Raw genomic sequence first — 17,081 nt, 5'->3', positions numbered from 1 at the left:
TTTTAAAATTATTTATAATTTATGATAACTCATAAGTATATGTAATTGCCAAATAAGATATAAAATTTAAATAAGTATTCACAATCTCTACAAATCATTCTTATATCTTAGTGATAATATAATAATTGAATATATTATCTATAGGAGTGATTTGGATGAGTAATTCTAAAAAAGTAGCTGTTGTTACTGGAGCGGCTCAAGGTATTGGTTTGAAAATTGCTGAACGTTTATTTAAAGATGGATTTAATTTAGCCATAGTTGATTACAATGAAGAAGGTGCTAAAAATGCTGCGTCATCTTTAACTACAAATGAACAAGAGGCAATTGCCTTTAAAGCTGATGTCTCAAATCGTGATGAAGTCTTTTCAGTATTAAGAAAAGTGGTCGAGCACTTTGGAGAGTTTAATGTATTAGTTAACAATGCAGGTTTAGGTCCAATGACGCCAATTGATACAGTGACACCTGAACAATTTGATCAAGTTATTGGAGTCAATCTAGGTGGCGTATTCTGGGGAATACAAGCTGCATTAGAACAATTTAATAAGTTAGGTCATGGCGGTAAAATTATTAATGCTACTTCTCAAGCTGGTGTAGAGGGTAATGCGGGATTATCTTTATATAGTAGTACTAAATTTGCTGTTAGAGGTTTAACACAAGTTGCTGCTCGTGATTTAGCTGATAAAGGTATTACAGTTAATGCGTATGCACCTGGTATTGTTGAAACACCAATGATGGAAGGTATTGCAATAAAATTAGCTAAAGAGAACAATCAACCCGAAGAGTGGGGTTGGAAACAGTTCACTGATCAAATCACTTTAAAACGTCTTTCAAAACCGGAAGATGTGGCTAACGTTGTCAGCTTCTTAGCAAGTAGTGATTCAGACTATATTACAGGACAAACTATCATTGTTGATGGTGGTATGAGATTCCATTAATAAAAAATAAAAACGTTTATGCATACATCTGTTTGCATAAACGTTTTTTTATTACTCGTGTTTATTTTGTGTGCTGTTGTTATTGTTTTGTTGGTTACTTGGTTTGTTTTCAGAGTTTTGTGAGCTAGATTGCTGGTTGTTAGGTTTCTCTGATGTTGATGGTTGTGTAGAGTTCTGACTATTTTGTTGTGAATGGTTATTGTAGTTATTATTGCTCGTGTTATTTTGCGTGCTTGGTTTGTAGTTGTTCTTAGATGGTTTATCTTTAGTTTCGTTTGTTTTGGTTTGTTGTTTATCGTTTTGATACTGATTATTGCTAGGTTGCTTAGTTGTGTTGTTGGAATGATTGATATTAGAGTTTCCGTTATATGTGCCAGATGCTGGTTCTGATTGCGCATTTTCTTGGCTTTGGTTAGCGTTATTATTTCCATTATATTGATCGCTGTCTTGATTAGATTTATTTTTCTTCTTATGTTTCTCTTCAGTTTTTTGATTGTCTTTATTTGAGTCTGTATTAGAAGATTTGCTTTCATGCGTCATTGCTGCATAAATTGAGAAGCTTAATGCAGCGACAAGAAGGATCACTACGATGCTTGCTAATATCTTTTTCAAATGGTTGTCCTCCGTCCTTATTAAATTTTTCTGTATTCTATTATAATCGTTTTCGGGTCATAAGTAGAACTATTTTGAAATAATAAGTTACATATATCATACCAATTATTTTTGAAAATATAAAAAATTACAAGAATGTAATAAAAAACATTAAAGAAAAATTTGCACTTTATGTAATCGCATTGTAATATTGTAATTGAATCGTAATATCCCGTCTTTGTTGTACATAAATAGCGATTCCAATAAAAACAGAGGAGAGATCCATTTATGAACAGAACTACAAAAGTAATCTTATCGTCAATGTTAGCAGCCGGAACAGTATTTGGAGTTGGCCTTTCAACAGATACGCCACCAGTGAATCAAGCCCATGCAGCAACAGCACCTTACTACTCATTTACAGGATATGCTGGTAATCATGCCTCATTTGTTTTAAACCAACTATTTATTAATTCGTTAAAGTATGACACTTTTAGAATGAATGGAATTAAAATTCCTTACACAACTGGTAAAAATCATGTGAACAAATATAAAGGCACGGTTAAGAAATATGACCAAAGCTTTAGTGGAGTTAATACTAAGAAAACGAGAGCAGGTAGCGTAGAGTTTAAAGTTACAAGTCATCTATCTGTGAAACAACTTAAAGAAGCTTATGGTAAAGGTTTGAGAGCTTTACCTAACAAGCACAAAGGCACTAAAACGTATGCTTATAGCCCAGGAAATAAACACTATGGTATATCATTTACTACTAAGAATAATAAAGTAACTAAAATTACAATCGGAACACTAGGTGTGACTGGAGAAAAATTCTAGCTAATCATTTATTAATACGTAATGAACAAGCAACATTAAATTTAGAAAAGAGATAGCTTATCATGAGAAAACTAACTAAAGTATTTGTAGCATCAACTATCGCAATGGGAACATTAGTAGGAGTGGGTGTTTCTACGGCTTCACCAGTTAATGGCATTGCTCAAGCTACAAACTCACATTACTATACGTATCAAGGTTACGTTAAAGGAAATGGATCATTCTTAATTAAAGAGCAATTTATTAAAGCCGTTAAGAGTAATAATGTGACATTTAATGGAATTAAATTGACACATTCGACTGGTACTAAAATGGTCGATAAGTATGATCAACATTTCGAAGGTGTCGCAAATGATGGGATTAAGGCTAAACAAGTCCAATTTACTGTGACTAAAGATTTAACCTTAAATCAGCTGAAAAAAGCTTATGGCAAAGATTTAATTAAGAAAAGTCATAATAAAAACAAGGATGGCGGTATTTTTTGTTATACACCTTCAGGTAAAGGTTTAGGTGTATTGTTTGTAGTAGATAATAGTCGTGTCGTAGCAGTGACGATTGGCTACTCACTTTCTACACCAAGTAAATAAGATTTATAGGTGGAGGCTGTAACATAGATAATTGTCTCAACCTTAATTAACATATTGGCAGTAGATATCTGAATTGAAAGTGCACTTATGCTAAGCTTCTTTCAATCTTAGTCATCCTTGCCGGAGTGGTACAAAGAAATTAATTTTGACAAATTATATTTCTGTGCCACTCTTTTTTATTTAGTGGAGAAATATTTATTCAAATCTATAAAATTAGAGTAGGGAAAACTGATATGATGAATAGAGAGACACTGATAAAGGTCAATGATGATGATATCCTCCCCCTTATTAAAGTGCACCAGCGCTTAAGAATTTTAATTTTCCTTATACGTAATTTAAGTTGTATCAATGAAATATTAAAATTTGATAAAGTTCACTTTCTGTCGGAAAATTAATTTTCAAAGTGAGTGGGTATAGAAGTCATGGAAAGGTGGTAATCATTCATGAGTGTATTAACAAATGAAGAGAGAGTCAAAATTCTATCGGATATCGTCGCAATCAAAACAGTGAACGACAATGAATTGGAAGTAGCGAAATACTTACAAAAGTGGTTCGACAAGTATGGAATTGAATCAGAATTAGATGAAGTTTCAGAAGGACGTGCCAATTTAATTGCCACTGTTGGTTCAGGTCAACCTGTCATCGGTATTTCAGGTCACATGGACGTGGTCGCTGAAGGAAATCATGATGACTGGACTTACGATCCATTTGAATTGACTGAAGATAATGGTTACTTGTATGGACGCGGTGCTGCTGATATGAAATCAGGTTTAGCAGCATTAGCCATTGCGTTAATCGAAATTAAAGAAAGTAACCAGTTAAATAAAGGTACAATTAAATTTATGGCGACTGTTGGTGAAGAAATGGAACAAGCAGGTTCTTCACAATTATATGAAAAAGGCTATGCAGACGATTTAGACGCGTTACTTATCGCTGAACCGTCTTATCCAAGTTTAGTCTATGCGCATAAAGGTTCTATGGATTTCCGAATCACTTCTAAAGGTAGATCTTCACATAGTTCAATGCCATTCTTAGGTGAAAATGCGATTAAACCACTACTCGAATTTATTCAAAATATTGATAAAGAATATGAAGAACTTACGCAAACTGTTAAAGGTGAGTCTTTAGACTACAGTAATATGGTGAATAAGTTAGCAGGTCAATTACCTGAAAATGTCACTAAAGAACAGGCTAAAGATTTAATTGAAGGTTTAGTCATGACAAATAGTATCTTTAACGGTGGTTCACAAGTCAATTCTGTACCGGATAGTGCGACTGCTGAATTTAACGTGCGTACTATACCAGAATATAATAATGACAAAGTTAAAGAATTATTTAATAAATATTTAAAACAAGCTAACGAAAATGGTTCAAGTTTATCTCAAGAAATCTATCTTGATTTAGCGCCTGTTGTAACAACTGGTAAAAATAGATTGGTAGAACTTGGCCATGAGAAAGCACAAGCACATTTCCCTAATGAGGAAGGTTTAATTATTACGCCGACTGTTGCGGTTACAGATGCGTCTAACTTACTTCGTGGTAAGGATGAGCACTTCCCATTCTTAATGTTCGGCCCTGGTATTAGACCTCATCAAGTTGACGAATGTGTTGAAAAACAAAATTATCTTGATTTTGTTGATTATTATATCGATTTCTTAACGTCATTTACTGATGAATTTTAAGTATTAATTGATAAGGTGAAAGCCCATCTCGCTAGAAAAAGTGAGGTGGGCTTTTTTGTGCATTTTTGATTGAATGGATATTTTTAGTGAATTCATAGGCTTTTATTTGTAAGGGTCTAATTTTTATATATAAAGATGAAATATGATAATTATATATAAATTAGGGAATATATATTAATGTATAGGACATCTGGGGGGATGAAAATGGACTTAAATAAATTAATTACTCTAATCGAAAATAAAAAGCACAATGAGTTATATAGGATGTTTTCTAAAAGTTTTAAGCGCTCTATTAGTAAACGCATGTTAAAGGAAACATTAGATCTATATATGAAATATGCGAAGAAACATACTTTGTATGTTGATATAGGTAATGAAAAGAGTGGCGAAAAAATCTGGCTAGATGAATACCAAAATTATGGTATTTTCGTGTTATTGGAAAATGATGTTATTTATAGTTTAATACTGAAACCCCTCTATTATTTTAAAGATAAATGGACGAAACAGACTTATGATCTTCCTATTAAAGATGAATGGCTAATATATTGGGGTGGAGATAACGAATTATTTAATTACCACTATAACTATGAAACGCAACGCTATGCATATGATTTAGTGAAACTAGTCAATGGTAAAACGATGTATGATGGTGGTCAATTTTGTTCAAATTATTATAGTTTTGGGGCGAATGTGGTTGCACCGATTTATGGAGAGGTTGTCAAAGTTGTGAACCATATTAATGATAATACGCCTGGAAACACAAATGAGAGTGAGCCATATGGAAATTATGTAATGATGAAGCATGGCGATCATGAGTATAGTGTTCTTGCCCATTTAAAGAAGCATTCGATTACTGTACATGAAGGGGATTTAATTTATGCGCAAGAAGTGATTGGCCAGTGTGGCAATTCAGGAAACTCTACCGAACCTCATTTACACTTTCAAGTTATGAATGCCCCTGATTTGGAAAATGGTCAATCATTGAAGATTCAATTTAAAGATTATAATAATCCTATTAAAGGTGAAATATTAAAAAATGATTGATGGAAATTACTCGATTGAATGTCGAGTAATTTTTTTATGTTTCAAAACCCTTGATATCAAAGGTATTACGCACAATACACTTTCGCTTAATTTCATTATGCATAATATAATTATTAATTTTATTGCAGTTTAATTAATAAAAATAAATAAATACAGTTTATCAAAGTTTAAATACTAACATAAGTTTTTGACATAATGAACATATTATTTATACAAATAATTTATAAATGAAAAGTATGTGAATAAAATGCAGTTTCCATTTACTTAACAGAAAATTAAAATTACGATGGCACCGTAAGTTGCTTTTTCAAAAATTTATAGGAGGTTACGAGATGAAAAATTTTTCAAAATATGCACTTACAAGTATCGCAGCACTTACGGTCGCAAGCCCCTTTGTCACTATGGATGGCCATGCTAAAGACAAGTCAGTAAAACAAGACATTGATGCGAAGGTTACTCAACAGACTGACGCACCAAAAGCACTTAAAGCATTGCCTGGTTCAGAAAACGTTAAGAACCATTATAAAGACTATGTTGTCACTGATGTAAAAAAAGACAACAAAGGATTTACGCACTACACTTTACAACCTAAGGTAGGTAACGTCTTTGCTCCTGATGAGGAGGTTAAAGTACATGTGAATACTGAAGGCAAAGTTGTATTAATTAACGGTGACACTGATGCGAAGAAGGTGAAACCAACTAATGAGGTGTCGATCAACAAAGAACAAGCATCTAAAAAAGCGTTTGAAGCGGTTAACCTTAATCCTAAAAAAGCGAAAAATATGAAAGAAGACGCCGTCAAAACAAATAAAGTAGAAATCGATGGTAAAACAAATAAGTATGTTTACAATGTAGAATTGATTACCACAATACCTAAAATTTCACATTGGAATATCAAAGTTGATGCAGAAACAGGCCAAGTTGTCGATAAACTAAATCTCATCAAAGAAGCAGCGACGACAGGTACCGGTAAAGGTGTGCTTGGTGATACGAAACAAATTAATATCAATAGTGTAAATGGAGGATATGCGTTACAAGATTTAACGCATCAAGGACAATTAGCAGCTTACAATTATAGTGATAACACTGGCCAACATTCGCTCATCAAAGATAACGATAAAAACTTCACAGATGATAATCAACGTGCTGGTGTTGACGCTAATTACTACGCTAAACAAGTGTATGACTACTATAAAGATACTTTCGGTCGTGAATCATATGATGATAGAGGAAGTTCAATTATCTCTCTAGCCCACGTAAACAAATTCCAAGGTTCTGATAATAGAAATAATGCCGCATGGATTGGCGATAAGATGATATATGGGGATGGAGACGGACGAACATTTACAGCACTATCTGGTGCAAATGACGTTGTAGCTCATGAAATCACACATGGTGTAACCCAAGAAACAGCGAATCTTAATTATCGTAATCAATCAGGTGCTTTAAATGAAAGTTTCTCGGATGTCTTCGGTTACTTTGTCGATGATGAAGATTTCTTAATGGGTGAGGATGTGTATACACCAGGACAAAATGGAGATGCACTAAGAAGTATGTCCAATCCCGAACGATTTGGACAACCATCTCACATGGATGATTATGTAAATACACAATCAGATAATGGTGGTGTACACACTAACTCTGGAATTCCTAATAAAGCAGCTTACAATACAATACGTAGTATTGGAAAGGGTAAAGCACAACAAATTTACTACAGAGCGCTCACAGAATATTTAAGTTCAAATTCAAACTTTAGTGATGCTAAAGAAGCGCTGTATCAATCAGCTTTAGATTTATATGATAAAAACACAGCTAACCAAGTAGCAGATGCATGGGACGACGTTGGTGTATAAATAATTGAAACTTTAAATCGTTTAAATCAGCCATAAACAATCTATCAACGAACATAATCAACGCCTTAATAAACAAGAATTAATGTTAAACACTTACAAATATTAAACGCCTTAATAAATGATGATCAAACAATGTTTGGCTTCATGTGGCCCTTACTCTAACAGTAGAGTAGGGGCTTTAAAATATTCTTAGGGAGGAGACTGCGGGTTGTCTAGCCGAAGTGAGACGGCAGTCTATTGATTGAAACTATTAATAGATATTCTTAACTCTACCTAACCTTTTTATTCTATCTTATAAATGTTATAAAGAGTGAAAGAGACAATACAAATGAGGGGTTATAAACACGAATGATCCAATGAAAGATTTTAATTTAAGAGACGTTATAGGAATATTGATTATGGGATTCGTTAGTTTTTTTAAGTTGCCTTTACTAAATGTCGTATTATTAGCATTGCTTATGATTATTGTGACATCTTTTATAAATGAAAAATTATGCTCTAAAAGCAATATTACTAGGAGAGAAGAGGATGAAAAAGATAAAACAACTTGAAGTTATTGATATTCTGTTAATCATTATTAGTTTATTAGCCGTTTTAATTGGAGTTTTGCAGATATTTAATTTAATACACGTATCGCCAATCATTACGTTAATACTTCTTATAATCATTGTCGTCCTTAATCTGTTTAAGTCATTGGATGAACATAAACATTCCAAATAGAAAATAAAGTGTTAGGAGATAAGAAGTGCGTAAATTATTAAAGAAGTTAACTAAAAAAGATTTCGTATTGATTGTCATTTTATTTATAGTTGCAGTGATGTGCTTCTTAAATACCTTTGACATAGTAAAGTTGTCAGAAAGCCAATCTAATTATGTTGCCACTATTTATACCATTATCGTTTTTATTAGTTTGATTCGAATAAATAAGAAAGATAAACACGATCAATGATAGAAAGGTTTAGGAGTTGATTGGGGTTGAATAAATCTGAGCAAGGTCTGAATATTATAGATTTCATTTTATTTACAACACTAATCATTCTTTTCTTCATTAATATTTTAATATTCACTCATTTGATTCACGTATCTGCATTTTATTCTAACTTATTATCAATCATTAATTCGGCTTTATTAATGATTGGATGGATTAGAATGATTTATAAAGATAAGACATCTTATACATTGTACAAATGATTGTTCAATGTCAGTTATACATTAAAGTGATGTATAGTACTACCTGTGTTACTCAATATTTGTCACAAAATTTTACATACTTTCTCATATATTTTTAACATTAGAATGATAAATTATTATTAAATAAAAAGAATTATTAAAGTTTAAATGAATTTAAATTAGATTTAGTGAGGAGTTTATCATTTAATGAAAAAGAGTAAACGTCAGGATTTAGTAACCATGATTGTTAAACAAAATCACATCTATAAAAAAGCAGATATCATTGATTATATTGATGATCACTTTGGCATTCGTTATAGTATGACAACCATTGCGAGAGACTTGAGAGAACTTAATATTTTTCGTCTGCCAGCTGAGAGCAAACAATTTGAATACAAAATTTTAAATAATCAATCGCAAATCGACGCTAAAATTAAGCTAGATGATTATCTAGAAACAGAAATCATTAGTACCGTGATTAAAGAATCATATATACTTATAAAGACGTCACCAGGATTTGCGCAAAGTATCAATTATTATATTGACCAATTACAACTTAAAGAGATTGTTGGTACTATAAGTGGCAACGACACTATTATGATACTTACTCATTCTAAAGCAATGGCTGAATATGTGTATTACAAAATATTCAATCATAATTATTCATAATCTCTCATATCTGAATAATGAATCGAAAGGCCTGGTAAACGTATTGCATGCGTTTGCTAGGTCTTTTATATTACTAAAGTTATTAATTCACATATTGACTAACTATTCATTTAAGTGAATAAAAAACTTTTTATCGAAACATTCATTATTTCATATTAGCTGAATATTCATTTTCCATACGAAATAACAATACAAAAATGTATAAACAATCATATAAATGTATTGAATAACCAAATTGTACAAAACTTTCTACATTGAACTTGTGAATATAATCACATAAATATATGTGAAATCACTATATACTCATGTTGAAGTTACAGAAAAGGAGGAAATGAATATGGCAGATGGACCCATTCAAGTAAACAGTGAAATTGGTAAACTTAAAACCGTTTTACTTAAACGTCCAGGTAAAGAGTTAGAAAATTTAGTTCCAGATTATTTAGGTGGTTTACTATTTGACGATATTCCTTATTTGGAGGTTGCTCAACAAGAGCACGATCGGTTCGCCAAAGTGTTACAAGATGAAGGAGTAGAAGTACTATACTTAGAGAAACTTGCTGCAGAAAGCATTGAAGATTCAGATATTAGAGAACAATTCATCAATGATGTGTTAGCAGAATCTCGTAAAACAATTCTTGGTCATGAGAAAGAAATAAAAAAATTATTCTCAACATTATCTAATCAAGAGTTGATTGATAAAGTTATGGCTGGTGTGCGTAAAGAAGAGATAAAATTAGAATCTACGCATTTAGTTGAGTATATGGATGACAAGTATCCATTCTATTTAGACCCAATGCCTAACTTATACTTCACTCGTGACCCACAAGCATCAATAGGTCGAGGTATTACAGTGAATCGTATGTTTTGGAGAGCTAGACGTAGAGAATCAATCTTCATTTCATACATTTTAAAACACCATCCTCGATTCAAAGATGCGGATGTTCCGGTATGGTTAGACCGTGATTGTCCTTTCAACATTGAAGGTGGGGACGAACTTGTACTTTCTAAAGAAGTACTAGCAATTGGAATATCAGAACGTACGTCAGCTCAAGCTATCGAACGCTTAGCACGACGTATATTTAAAGATCCGTTATCCACTTTTAAAAAGGTAGTAGCAATTGAGATTCCAACTAGCCGTACATTTATGCACTTAGATACAGTTTGTACAATGATTGATTATGATAAGTTCACAACGCACTCTGCAATCCTTAAAGCTGAAGGTAATATGAACATTTTCATTATTGAAAATGATGAAGCTAGTGATGACATTAAAATCACTCATTCAAGTCACCTTAAACGAACATTGGAGGAAGTACTTGGTGTTGATAATATCGAGTTAATCCCAACTGGTAATGGTGATGTGATTGATGGTGCACGTGAACAATGGAATGATGGTTCAAACACATTATGTATCCGTCCAGGTGTAGTAGTCACATATGATCGTAACTATGTATCAAATGATTTGTTAAGAAAACGCGGTATTAAAGTAATTGAAATTCCTGGAAGCGAACTAGTTCGCGGACGTGGTGGCCCAAGATGTATGAGTCAACCATTATTCAGAGAAGATTTATAGAATAGTATTCAAACACCTGTTATAGTGTAGTTGAAATCGCTTTCAATTTTAAGACTAATCATATTAAGTTTTGAAGGCGCTGATGATTTACACTGCGACTAATTAGATGAAAGGGGCGTATATTATGGAAAAAATCCGGAAACCATTTGACTTAAAAGGAAGATCACTACTTAAAGAATGTGATTTTACCAAAGAAGAATTTGAAGGTTTAATAGATTTTGCCATGACGTTAAAAACGTATAAACAACAAGGCACACCGCATCGTTATTTAGAAGGTAAAAACATTGCATTACTTTTTGAAAAAACGTCTACACGTACGCGTGCTGCATTCACAGTCGCATCTATTGATTTAGGTGCACATCCTGAATTTTTAGGAAAAAATGATATACAATTAGGAAAAAAAGAATCTGTTGAAGACACTGCGAAAGTATTAGGCAGAATGTTTGATGGTATAGAGTTTAGAGGTTTCTCACAAGAGAAAGTAGAACAACTTGCAGAATTCTCTGGTGTACCAGTTTGGAACGGATTAACAGATGATTGGCATCCAACACAAATGTTGGCAGACTTTATGACAGTAAAAGAAAACTTCGGACATCTTGAAGGCATTAATTTGACTTATGTCGGTGATGGACGTAATAACATGGCACATTCATTAATGGTAGCTGGTGCGATGCTTGGTGTAAATATTAGAATTTGTACACCACAAGCACTAAGTCCTAAAGATGCTTATGTAGAAATTGCTAGAGATTGTGGCTCTAAATATGGTGGTTCCGTGTTAGTCACTGATAAGATCGAAGAAGCAGTTAAAGATGCCGATGTTATTTATACAGATGTATGGGTATCTATGGGCGAAGAAAGTGAGTTTGAAGAACGCATTAATTTATTGAAGGACTATCAGGTCAATAAAGCGATGTTCGAATTAACTGGTAAAGACAGTACAATCTTCTTACATTGTTTACCAGCATTTCACGATACACAAACAGAATACGGTCAAGATATATATGATAAATATGGCCTCAGTGAAATGGAAGTTACTGATGAAATCTTTAGAAGTGAGCACTCTAAAGTATTTGATCAAGCCGAAAATCGCATGCACACAATTAAAGCTGTTATGGCTGCTACACTAGGCTAGATTAAATCTACACAACATCATGAGGAACTATAGACTTACAACATACAAAACAAATTGAGCCACTCCAAGTGTATGAAGTCAAATGAGTGATTGTGTTTATCATATTCGAGCAGTGATGAATCAAGATTAAACGTTCATCATCATTAAGTCGTTACGAATTGACCGTTATCAATCCGTCCGTAGTCACATGTTTACTAACCCGTTTAATGTAACGGTCGTAACTATCTTTCACACCTTTCCACAACACCCACTCTCGCATACTGACTTAATGACAGGATATGAATGAAAGAAAATACACTATTAGTTTCAGCACAATGATAACAATTAAAGGGAAAAGTAAGTCTATAGATTCCTACTTCTAAAGGAGAAATGAATATGAGCGAACAAGGAGAAAATAAGTTAAGTCGATCATCATTGATAGGTCTTGTAATAGGATCAATGATAGGTGGCGGTGCATTCAATCTCATGTCTGATATGGGAGGACAAGCTGGTGGTTTAGCCATTATTATAGGATGGGTTATCACAGCCATAGGCATGATTTCATTAGCATTCGTTTTCCAAAACCTTACAAATGAACGACCGGATCTTGATGGCGGTATATACAGTTATGCCCAAGCTGGTTTTGGCGATTTTATCGGCTTTGCAAGTGCATGGGGATATTGGTTCTCTGCATTTTTAGGGAACGTCGCGTACGCAACATTACTAATGTCTTCCGTCGGTAACTTTTTCCCAATTTTTAAAGGTGGTAACACATTCCCAAGTATACTCGTTGCTTCAATTTTATTATGGGGTGTTCACTTTTTAATACTTAAAGGGGTAGAAACTGCGGCGTTTATTAATAGTATTGTTACGGTTGCCAAGTTAATACCTATATTATTAGTCATTATATGCATGTTAGTTGCCTTTAATTTTGAAACTTTTAAAGAAGGATTCTTCGGAATGAATGCACATGGTGCACTACCATTTAACTTTGGAGACACAATGTCTCAAGTGAAAAGTACAATGCTCGTCACTGTATGGGTATTTATCGGTATAGAAGGTGCTGTCGTCTTTTCAAGTCGTGCCAAACGTAAGAAAGATGTAGGTACTGCAACAGTAATAGGATTAATTTCAGTGTTACTCATCTATTTCTTATTAACTGTATTAGCACAAGGTGTTATCATTCAAAACCATATCTCTCAATTAAACGCACCATCTATGGCACATGTCCTTGCTTACATCGTAGGTGATTGGGGTTCAACACTTGTAAACATCGGACTAATTATCTCAGTTTTAGGTGCATGGTTAGGTTGGACACTACTTGCCGGAGAGTTGCCTTTTATCGTTGCGAAAGATGGATTATTCCCGAAATGGTTTGCTAAGGAAAATGAAAACGGCGCACCAGTCAATGCATTATTAATCACTAACATATTAGTTCAAATTTTCTTGATTAGTATGTTGTTCACTGACAGCGCGTACCAATTTGCATTTTCATTAGCATCTAGTGCCATTTTATACCCATATATGTTCAGTGCCTTTTACCAAGTTAAGTACACTATTGAACATAAACAACACGCGACACCTAAACAATGGACAATAGGTATACTCGCCTCATTATACGCAGTATGGCTAGTCTATGCTGCAGGATTTGATTATTTATTATTAACAATGTTGCTTTACATTCCTGGTCTTATCGTTTATTCAATCGTTCAAAAAAATAACCAAACACGCTTAACACGCATTGACTATATCTTCTTCGCTATCATTATCATTCTATCTATTGTCGGACTTATACGACTATGTAGTGGCGCGATTAACGTGTTCTAGAAAAAGGAGCGAACTGTTATGGATAAAAAAATTGTCATCGCATTAGGTGGTAATGCGATTCAGACGTCTGAAGGTTCAGCAGAAGCACAACGACGGGCTATTCGCATGACCATGCAAACACTTAAACCACTATTTCAATCCGATAATGATATTGTCATTTCGCATGGTAATGGTCCTCAAATAGGTAATTTATTGATTCAACAATCTCAATCTGATAGTGAACAAACGCCCGCTATGCCACTTGATGTATGTGGGTCTATGACACAAGGTATGATAGGCTACTGGTTAGAAACAGAAATTAACCGTGTACTATCTGAGATTGGCAGTGACAGAGCTGTCGGTACTATTATTACTCGTGTAGAAGTCGATAAAGATGATCCGAGATTTGATCGACCAACTAAACCGATTGGTCCATTTTATACTGAAGAAGAGATGCAAGAATTGAAAGAAGCGCAACCTGAGGCTATCTATAAAGCAGACTCAGCTGGTCGTGGTTATAGAAAGGTTGTCGCATCACCTTTACCAATTTCAATACTTGAACATAAATTGATAAGTACACTTGTTGAACAAAAAAATATCATCATTGCATGTGGTGGTGGCGGTGTACCTGTTATTAAGAAAGATAATACTTATGAAGGTGTTGACGCCGTCATTGATAAAGACTTCGCTAGCGAGAAGTTAGCTGCCTTAATTGATGCGGATACGCTAATGATTTTAACCAATGTAGAGCACGTGTATATTAATTTTAAAGAACCTAATGAAGAAAAGTTAACAGATATTGATGTTGAAACTTTGAAACGTTACGCGAAAGAGGGTAAATTCGCTGAAGGATCAATGCTACCTAAGATAGAAGCGGCGATTGATTTCGTTGAAAGTGGGGAGCATAAAGAAGCGATCATCACTAATTTGGAAAATGCTTATCAAGCGTTCGACAAGCAAGCAGGTACACATATTCATAAATAATGAATGATTATGCTATTGGAGATTTAAGAACGATGGCCCCCTAATCAAAAAATATAACATCTTTGAAGCGGTTCTTCTTTGACACTTACCCCGTTAACAACTTGTAAAAGATGTTTGGTTGTTCCTCTATCCAATAGCTTAGGTAGTAAGGAGTTTATGTTATGGCTGGAAATCAAATGTTTTGTAGAGAAAATGAACTTGATGAAAGTTTTAAACAATTAGCGTCATATATTCATATACCTGTAGGTGTCTTACTTCCATTTAAAAGCCAATGCTTTGTGAGACATTATAGTAAGGGTCAGGTAATTTACTTTTCGTCAGATGAAACGACGCATATCTATTTATTAATAGAAGGGAATATAATGAGAGAAAACTTTAATCTTAATGGTGATGTGTATCGTTATTTAAATAGAGAAAAAGTGTTATTTCCCTTAAACAATTTATTTCAAGATAAGGCGCCAAATGAAATGTGCACCGCATTGACGAATTGCGAAGTGATTGGCATACCTAAAGATTTAATTGAATATCTTTGTAAAAATCATGAGGATATCTTTGTAAGGTTATTTGAATTATTGAGTGCAACACAATGCCAACACATTGAATATAATATGGCGTTAACCAGCAAGCTTGCGAAAGAACGCGTAACAAAGATATTACGCTATCTTTGCCAAACAGTTGGTTATGATAATGATGAATTTTATGAAATTAAGCAATTCATGACGATACAACTGTTGAGCGATATGGCCGGTATATCTAGAGAAACCACAGGTCATATCATTAATGAACTTCGAGAGGATAAAGTTCTATTCAAAAGTAATAAAAACTGGTTAATCAGCAAAGATTTATAATGACACTTAAAAAATTTAATATTTCATAATTACTTTAGAGCGTTAGTTAAATGATATTCATATGAATTATTTAACTAACGCTTTTTGTTTTCTTAAAAAATTTACTAATATAAAAATAATACGTTGAAACGCTAAATATTCTGAAATAAAATTGAAATTCAAAAAATAACACCAAAAACAAATTTCATATATTTTGTGAATTATTAATAACATTTTAATTAACTCTTTTATATAAAAAGAAATTGTAGTATTATATTCTGTGTGATTATATAAATCACAAAATTTTTTTAGGGAGAGAAGTAATTTGAGAAAAAGAATGGATTTCGTGCCTAACAGGCACAATAAGTATGCCATTAGAAGATTTACAGTAGGAACGGCATCAATATTAGTTGGTGCAACATTAATATTCGGAGTGAATCATGAAGCTAAAGCGGCTGAGACTTCAACTGAATTAACTCAGGCACAAGTGGATGAAGATTGTTCGGGTATTACTGATCAAGGCCAGCAAGAAGAAATGTTAACAGAAACTCAAAACACACAAAACGACTATAACGAGCAACAACCAACTCAGCAAATAGACAACGATTGTATTATTGATGAAGTTCCTATGAACGAAGTTGAATATAGTGATGATGCATCATCCAAAGCCCAAGAAGAAGATGCTACATCATTAGAAAATGTTTCAACAGATATTAACACACGTAATACGGAGAATGAATCAGTTGACGCCCAATCAACTGATAACTGCATTGCAAATGAACAAACTTTTGACAACGAATCAGTGCAAGAACAAACAGATAACCAAGTGAACAACGACAATAATATAGATGAATTACAAAAAGCCCAAGAATATGAAACTCAAGAAGAAAATAATGATGCTAATCAATCATTGTCAGAATCAGCAGACTGTGAAAATGGTATTCAAGCAGGTTCTAACAATTACGATATAGAAGCAATAAGTGGTGTTTCCGAAAATAATAATGATGATTTAGATAATTCATCTGATGTCTCAGCTAATGGAGACGTTGCTGAAAATGTTTCAGCTTTAGATAGCAACTCAGATTGCGATTTATACGCGGATCGTAGCTTAGACTATGACACTGACTCAACAAGCAATGATTACAACACAGATAGTGATTACAATACAGATTGTGACTACGGCTCGGATCGTAGCTTAGACTATGATACTGATTCAACAAGTTATGATTACAACACAGATAGTGGTTACGACACAAACAGTGAATATAATACTGATTGTGATTACAACACAGATAGTGATTACAACTCAGACTGTGATTATAGCTCAGATAGTGATTCAGGCTTAGATTATGATTCAGATTCAAGCTATGATTCAGACGCAAGCTATGATTCAGACACAGACTGTGATTACAACTCAGACT

The 17,081-nt window shown here is 33.5% G+C and carries 16 protein-coding genes; 15 read left to right on the top strand and 1 reads right to left on the bottom strand.

Going from position 1 to position 17,081, the window contains the following annotated elements; translation table 11 throughout:
• The first annotated feature begins 155 nt into the window (after window positions 1-155).
• Window positions 156-935, top strand: a complete 780-nt coding sequence (locus HMPREF3154_RS08205) for a (S)-acetoin forming diacetyl reductase (protein ID WP_030062676.1) — start codon at window positions 156-158, stop codon at window positions 933-935.
• Window positions 936-986: 51 nt separating this feature from the next.
• On the opposite strand, the gene HMPREF3154_RS08200 is transcribed toward HMPREF3154_RS08205, so the two are convergent.
• Window positions 987-1,547: a hypothetical protein gene (locus HMPREF3154_RS08200; protein WP_030062675.1), complete on the bottom strand. Its 561-nt coding sequence runs from the start codon at window positions 1,545-1,547 to the stop codon at window positions 987-989.
• 267 nt (window positions 1,548-1,814) lie between these two features.
• On the opposite strand from HMPREF3154_RS08200, the gene HMPREF3154_RS08195 reads away from it, so the two are divergent.
• From HMPREF3154_RS08195 to HMPREF3154_RS08120, 14 genes are all read left to right on the top strand, one after another.
• Entirely contained in the window at window positions 1,815-2,357 is a 543-nt protein-coding gene (locus tag HMPREF3154_RS08195; RefSeq protein ID WP_023351002.1) for an immunodominant staphylococcal antigen IsaB family protein, read from the top strand.
• Between the two features lie 62 nt (window positions 2,358-2,419).
• Complete coding sequence (locus HMPREF3154_RS08190; protein ID WP_002436274.1) at window positions 2,420-2,941, top strand: immunodominant staphylococcal antigen IsaB family protein; 522 nt, start codon at window positions 2,420-2,422, stop codon at window positions 2,939-2,941.
• Window positions 2,942-3,384: 443 nt separating this feature from the next.
• A complete protein-coding gene (locus HMPREF3154_RS08185; protein WP_030062674.1) occupies window positions 3,385-4,623 on the top strand; it encodes an ArgE/DapE family deacylase in 1,239 nt (412 codons plus the stop codon).
• A 204-nt stretch (window positions 4,624-4,827) separates the two neighbouring features.
• Window positions 4,828-5,667, top strand: a complete 840-nt coding sequence (locus HMPREF3154_RS08180) for a M23 family metallopeptidase (protein WP_037550672.1) — start codon at window positions 4,828-4,830, stop codon at window positions 5,665-5,667.
• A gap of 332 nt (window positions 5,668-5,999) precedes the next feature.
• Entirely contained in the window at window positions 6,000-7,520 is a 1,521-nt protein-coding gene (locus HMPREF3154_RS08175) for a M4 family metallopeptidase (protein ID WP_030062672.1), read from the top strand.
• Window positions 7,521-8,265: 745 nt separating this feature from the next.
• Window positions 8,266-8,469, top strand: coding sequence for a hypothetical protein (locus tag HMPREF3154_RS08160; protein ID WP_030062669.1), 204 nt, complete (start codon window positions 8,266-8,268; stop codon window positions 8,467-8,469).
• Window positions 8,470-8,495: 26 nt separating this feature from the next.
• On the top strand, window positions 8,496-8,711 hold the full coding sequence (locus HMPREF3154_RS08155) for a hypothetical protein (RefSeq protein WP_070474618.1): 216 nt from the start codon (window positions 8,496-8,498) through the stop codon (window positions 8,709-8,711).
• A gap of 186 nt (window positions 8,712-8,897) precedes the next feature.
• On the top strand, window positions 8,898-9,359 hold the full coding sequence (locus tag HMPREF3154_RS08150; protein ID WP_002436164.1) for an arginine repressor: 462 nt from the start codon (window positions 8,898-8,900) through the stop codon (window positions 9,357-9,359).
• Window positions 9,360-9,696: 337 nt separating this feature from the next.
• The gene (arcA, locus tag HMPREF3154_RS08145) at window positions 9,697-10,932 is read left to right on the top strand and encodes an arginine deiminase (protein WP_037550668.1); all 1,236 of its coding nucleotides are present in this window, start codon (window positions 9,697-9,699) and stop codon (window positions 10,930-10,932) included.
• A gap of 124 nt (window positions 10,933-11,056) precedes the next feature.
• Window positions 11,057-12,064 (top strand): ornithine carbamoyltransferase, encoded by a 1,008-nt coding sequence (argF, locus tag HMPREF3154_RS08140; protein ID WP_030059225.1) that lies wholly within the window; start codon window positions 11,057-11,059, stop codon window positions 12,062-12,064.
• 375 nt (window positions 12,065-12,439) lie between these two features.
• Entirely contained in the window at window positions 12,440-13,870 is a 1,431-nt protein-coding gene (gene arcD, locus HMPREF3154_RS08135; RefSeq protein ID WP_023351012.1) for an arginine-ornithine antiporter, read from the top strand.
• Window positions 13,871-13,888: 18 nt separating this feature from the next.
• Window positions 13,889-14,833, top strand: a complete 945-nt coding sequence (gene arcC / locus HMPREF3154_RS08130) for a carbamate kinase (RefSeq protein ID WP_037550664.1) — start codon at window positions 13,889-13,891, stop codon at window positions 14,831-14,833.
• Between the two features lie 161 nt (window positions 14,834-14,994).
• Window positions 14,995-15,681, top strand: a complete 687-nt coding sequence (locus HMPREF3154_RS08125; protein WP_023351014.1) for a Crp/Fnr family transcriptional regulator — start codon at window positions 14,995-14,997, stop codon at window positions 15,679-15,681.
• A 304-nt stretch (window positions 15,682-15,985) separates the two neighbouring features.
• The coding region (locus HMPREF3154_RS08120) for a YSIRK-type signal peptide-containing protein (protein WP_141741646.1) at window positions 15,986-17,081 on the top strand (1,096 nt) is incomplete at its 3' end.

Origin of the sequence: Staphylococcus sp. HMSC06C11 (genome assembly GCF_001808345.1) — a bacterium.
Lineage (GTDB): Bacteria > Bacillota > Bacilli > Staphylococcales > Staphylococcaceae > Staphylococcus > Staphylococcus capitis.
The sequence above is the reverse complement of the archived record's forward strand: the minus strand, read 5'-3'. Positions and strand labels throughout refer to the sequence as shown.

What these genes read in the sequence shown, in the direction of transcription:
- HMPREF3154_RS08125 (WP_023351014.1), top strand. Translation starts at nt 14,995, where the DNA reads ATGGCTGGAAATCAAATGTTTTGTAGAGAAAATGAACTTGATGAAAGT.
- HMPREF3154_RS08185 (WP_030062674.1), top strand. Translation starts at nt 3,385, where the DNA reads ATGAGTGTATTAACAAATGAAGAGAGAGTCAAAATTCTATCGGATATC.
- HMPREF3154_RS08195 (WP_023351002.1), top strand. Translation starts at nt 1,815, where the DNA reads ATGAACAGAACTACAAAAGTAATCTTATCGTCAATGTTAGCAGCCGGA.
- HMPREF3154_RS08180 (WP_037550672.1), top strand. Translation starts at nt 4,828, where the DNA reads ATGGACTTAAATAAATTAATTACTCTAATCGAAAATAAAAAGCACAAT.
- HMPREF3154_RS08150 (WP_002436164.1), top strand. Translation starts at nt 8,898, where the DNA reads ATGAAAAAGAGTAAACGTCAGGATTTAGTAACCATGATTGTTAAACAA.
- argF (WP_030059225.1), top strand. Translation starts at nt 11,057, where the DNA reads ATGGAAAAAATCCGGAAACCATTTGACTTAAAAGGAAGATCACTACTT.
- arcC (WP_037550664.1), top strand. Translation starts at nt 13,889, where the DNA reads ATGGATAAAAAAATTGTCATCGCATTAGGTGGTAATGCGATTCAGACG.
- HMPREF3154_RS08190 (WP_002436274.1), top strand. Translation starts at nt 2,420, where the DNA reads ATGAGAAAACTAACTAAAGTATTTGTAGCATCAACTATCGCAATGGGA.
- arcD (WP_023351012.1), top strand. Translation starts at nt 12,440, where the DNA reads ATGAGCGAACAAGGAGAAAATAAGTTAAGTCGATCATCATTGATAGGT.
- arcA (WP_037550668.1), top strand. Translation starts at nt 9,697, where the DNA reads ATGGCAGATGGACCCATTCAAGTAAACAGTGAAATTGGTAAACTTAAA.
- HMPREF3154_RS08175 (WP_030062672.1), top strand. Translation starts at nt 6,000, where the DNA reads ATGAAAAATTTTTCAAAATATGCACTTACAAGTATCGCAGCACTTACG.
- HMPREF3154_RS08205 (WP_030062676.1), top strand. Translation starts at nt 156, where the DNA reads ATGAGTAATTCTAAAAAAGTAGCTGTTGTTACTGGAGCGGCTCAAGGT.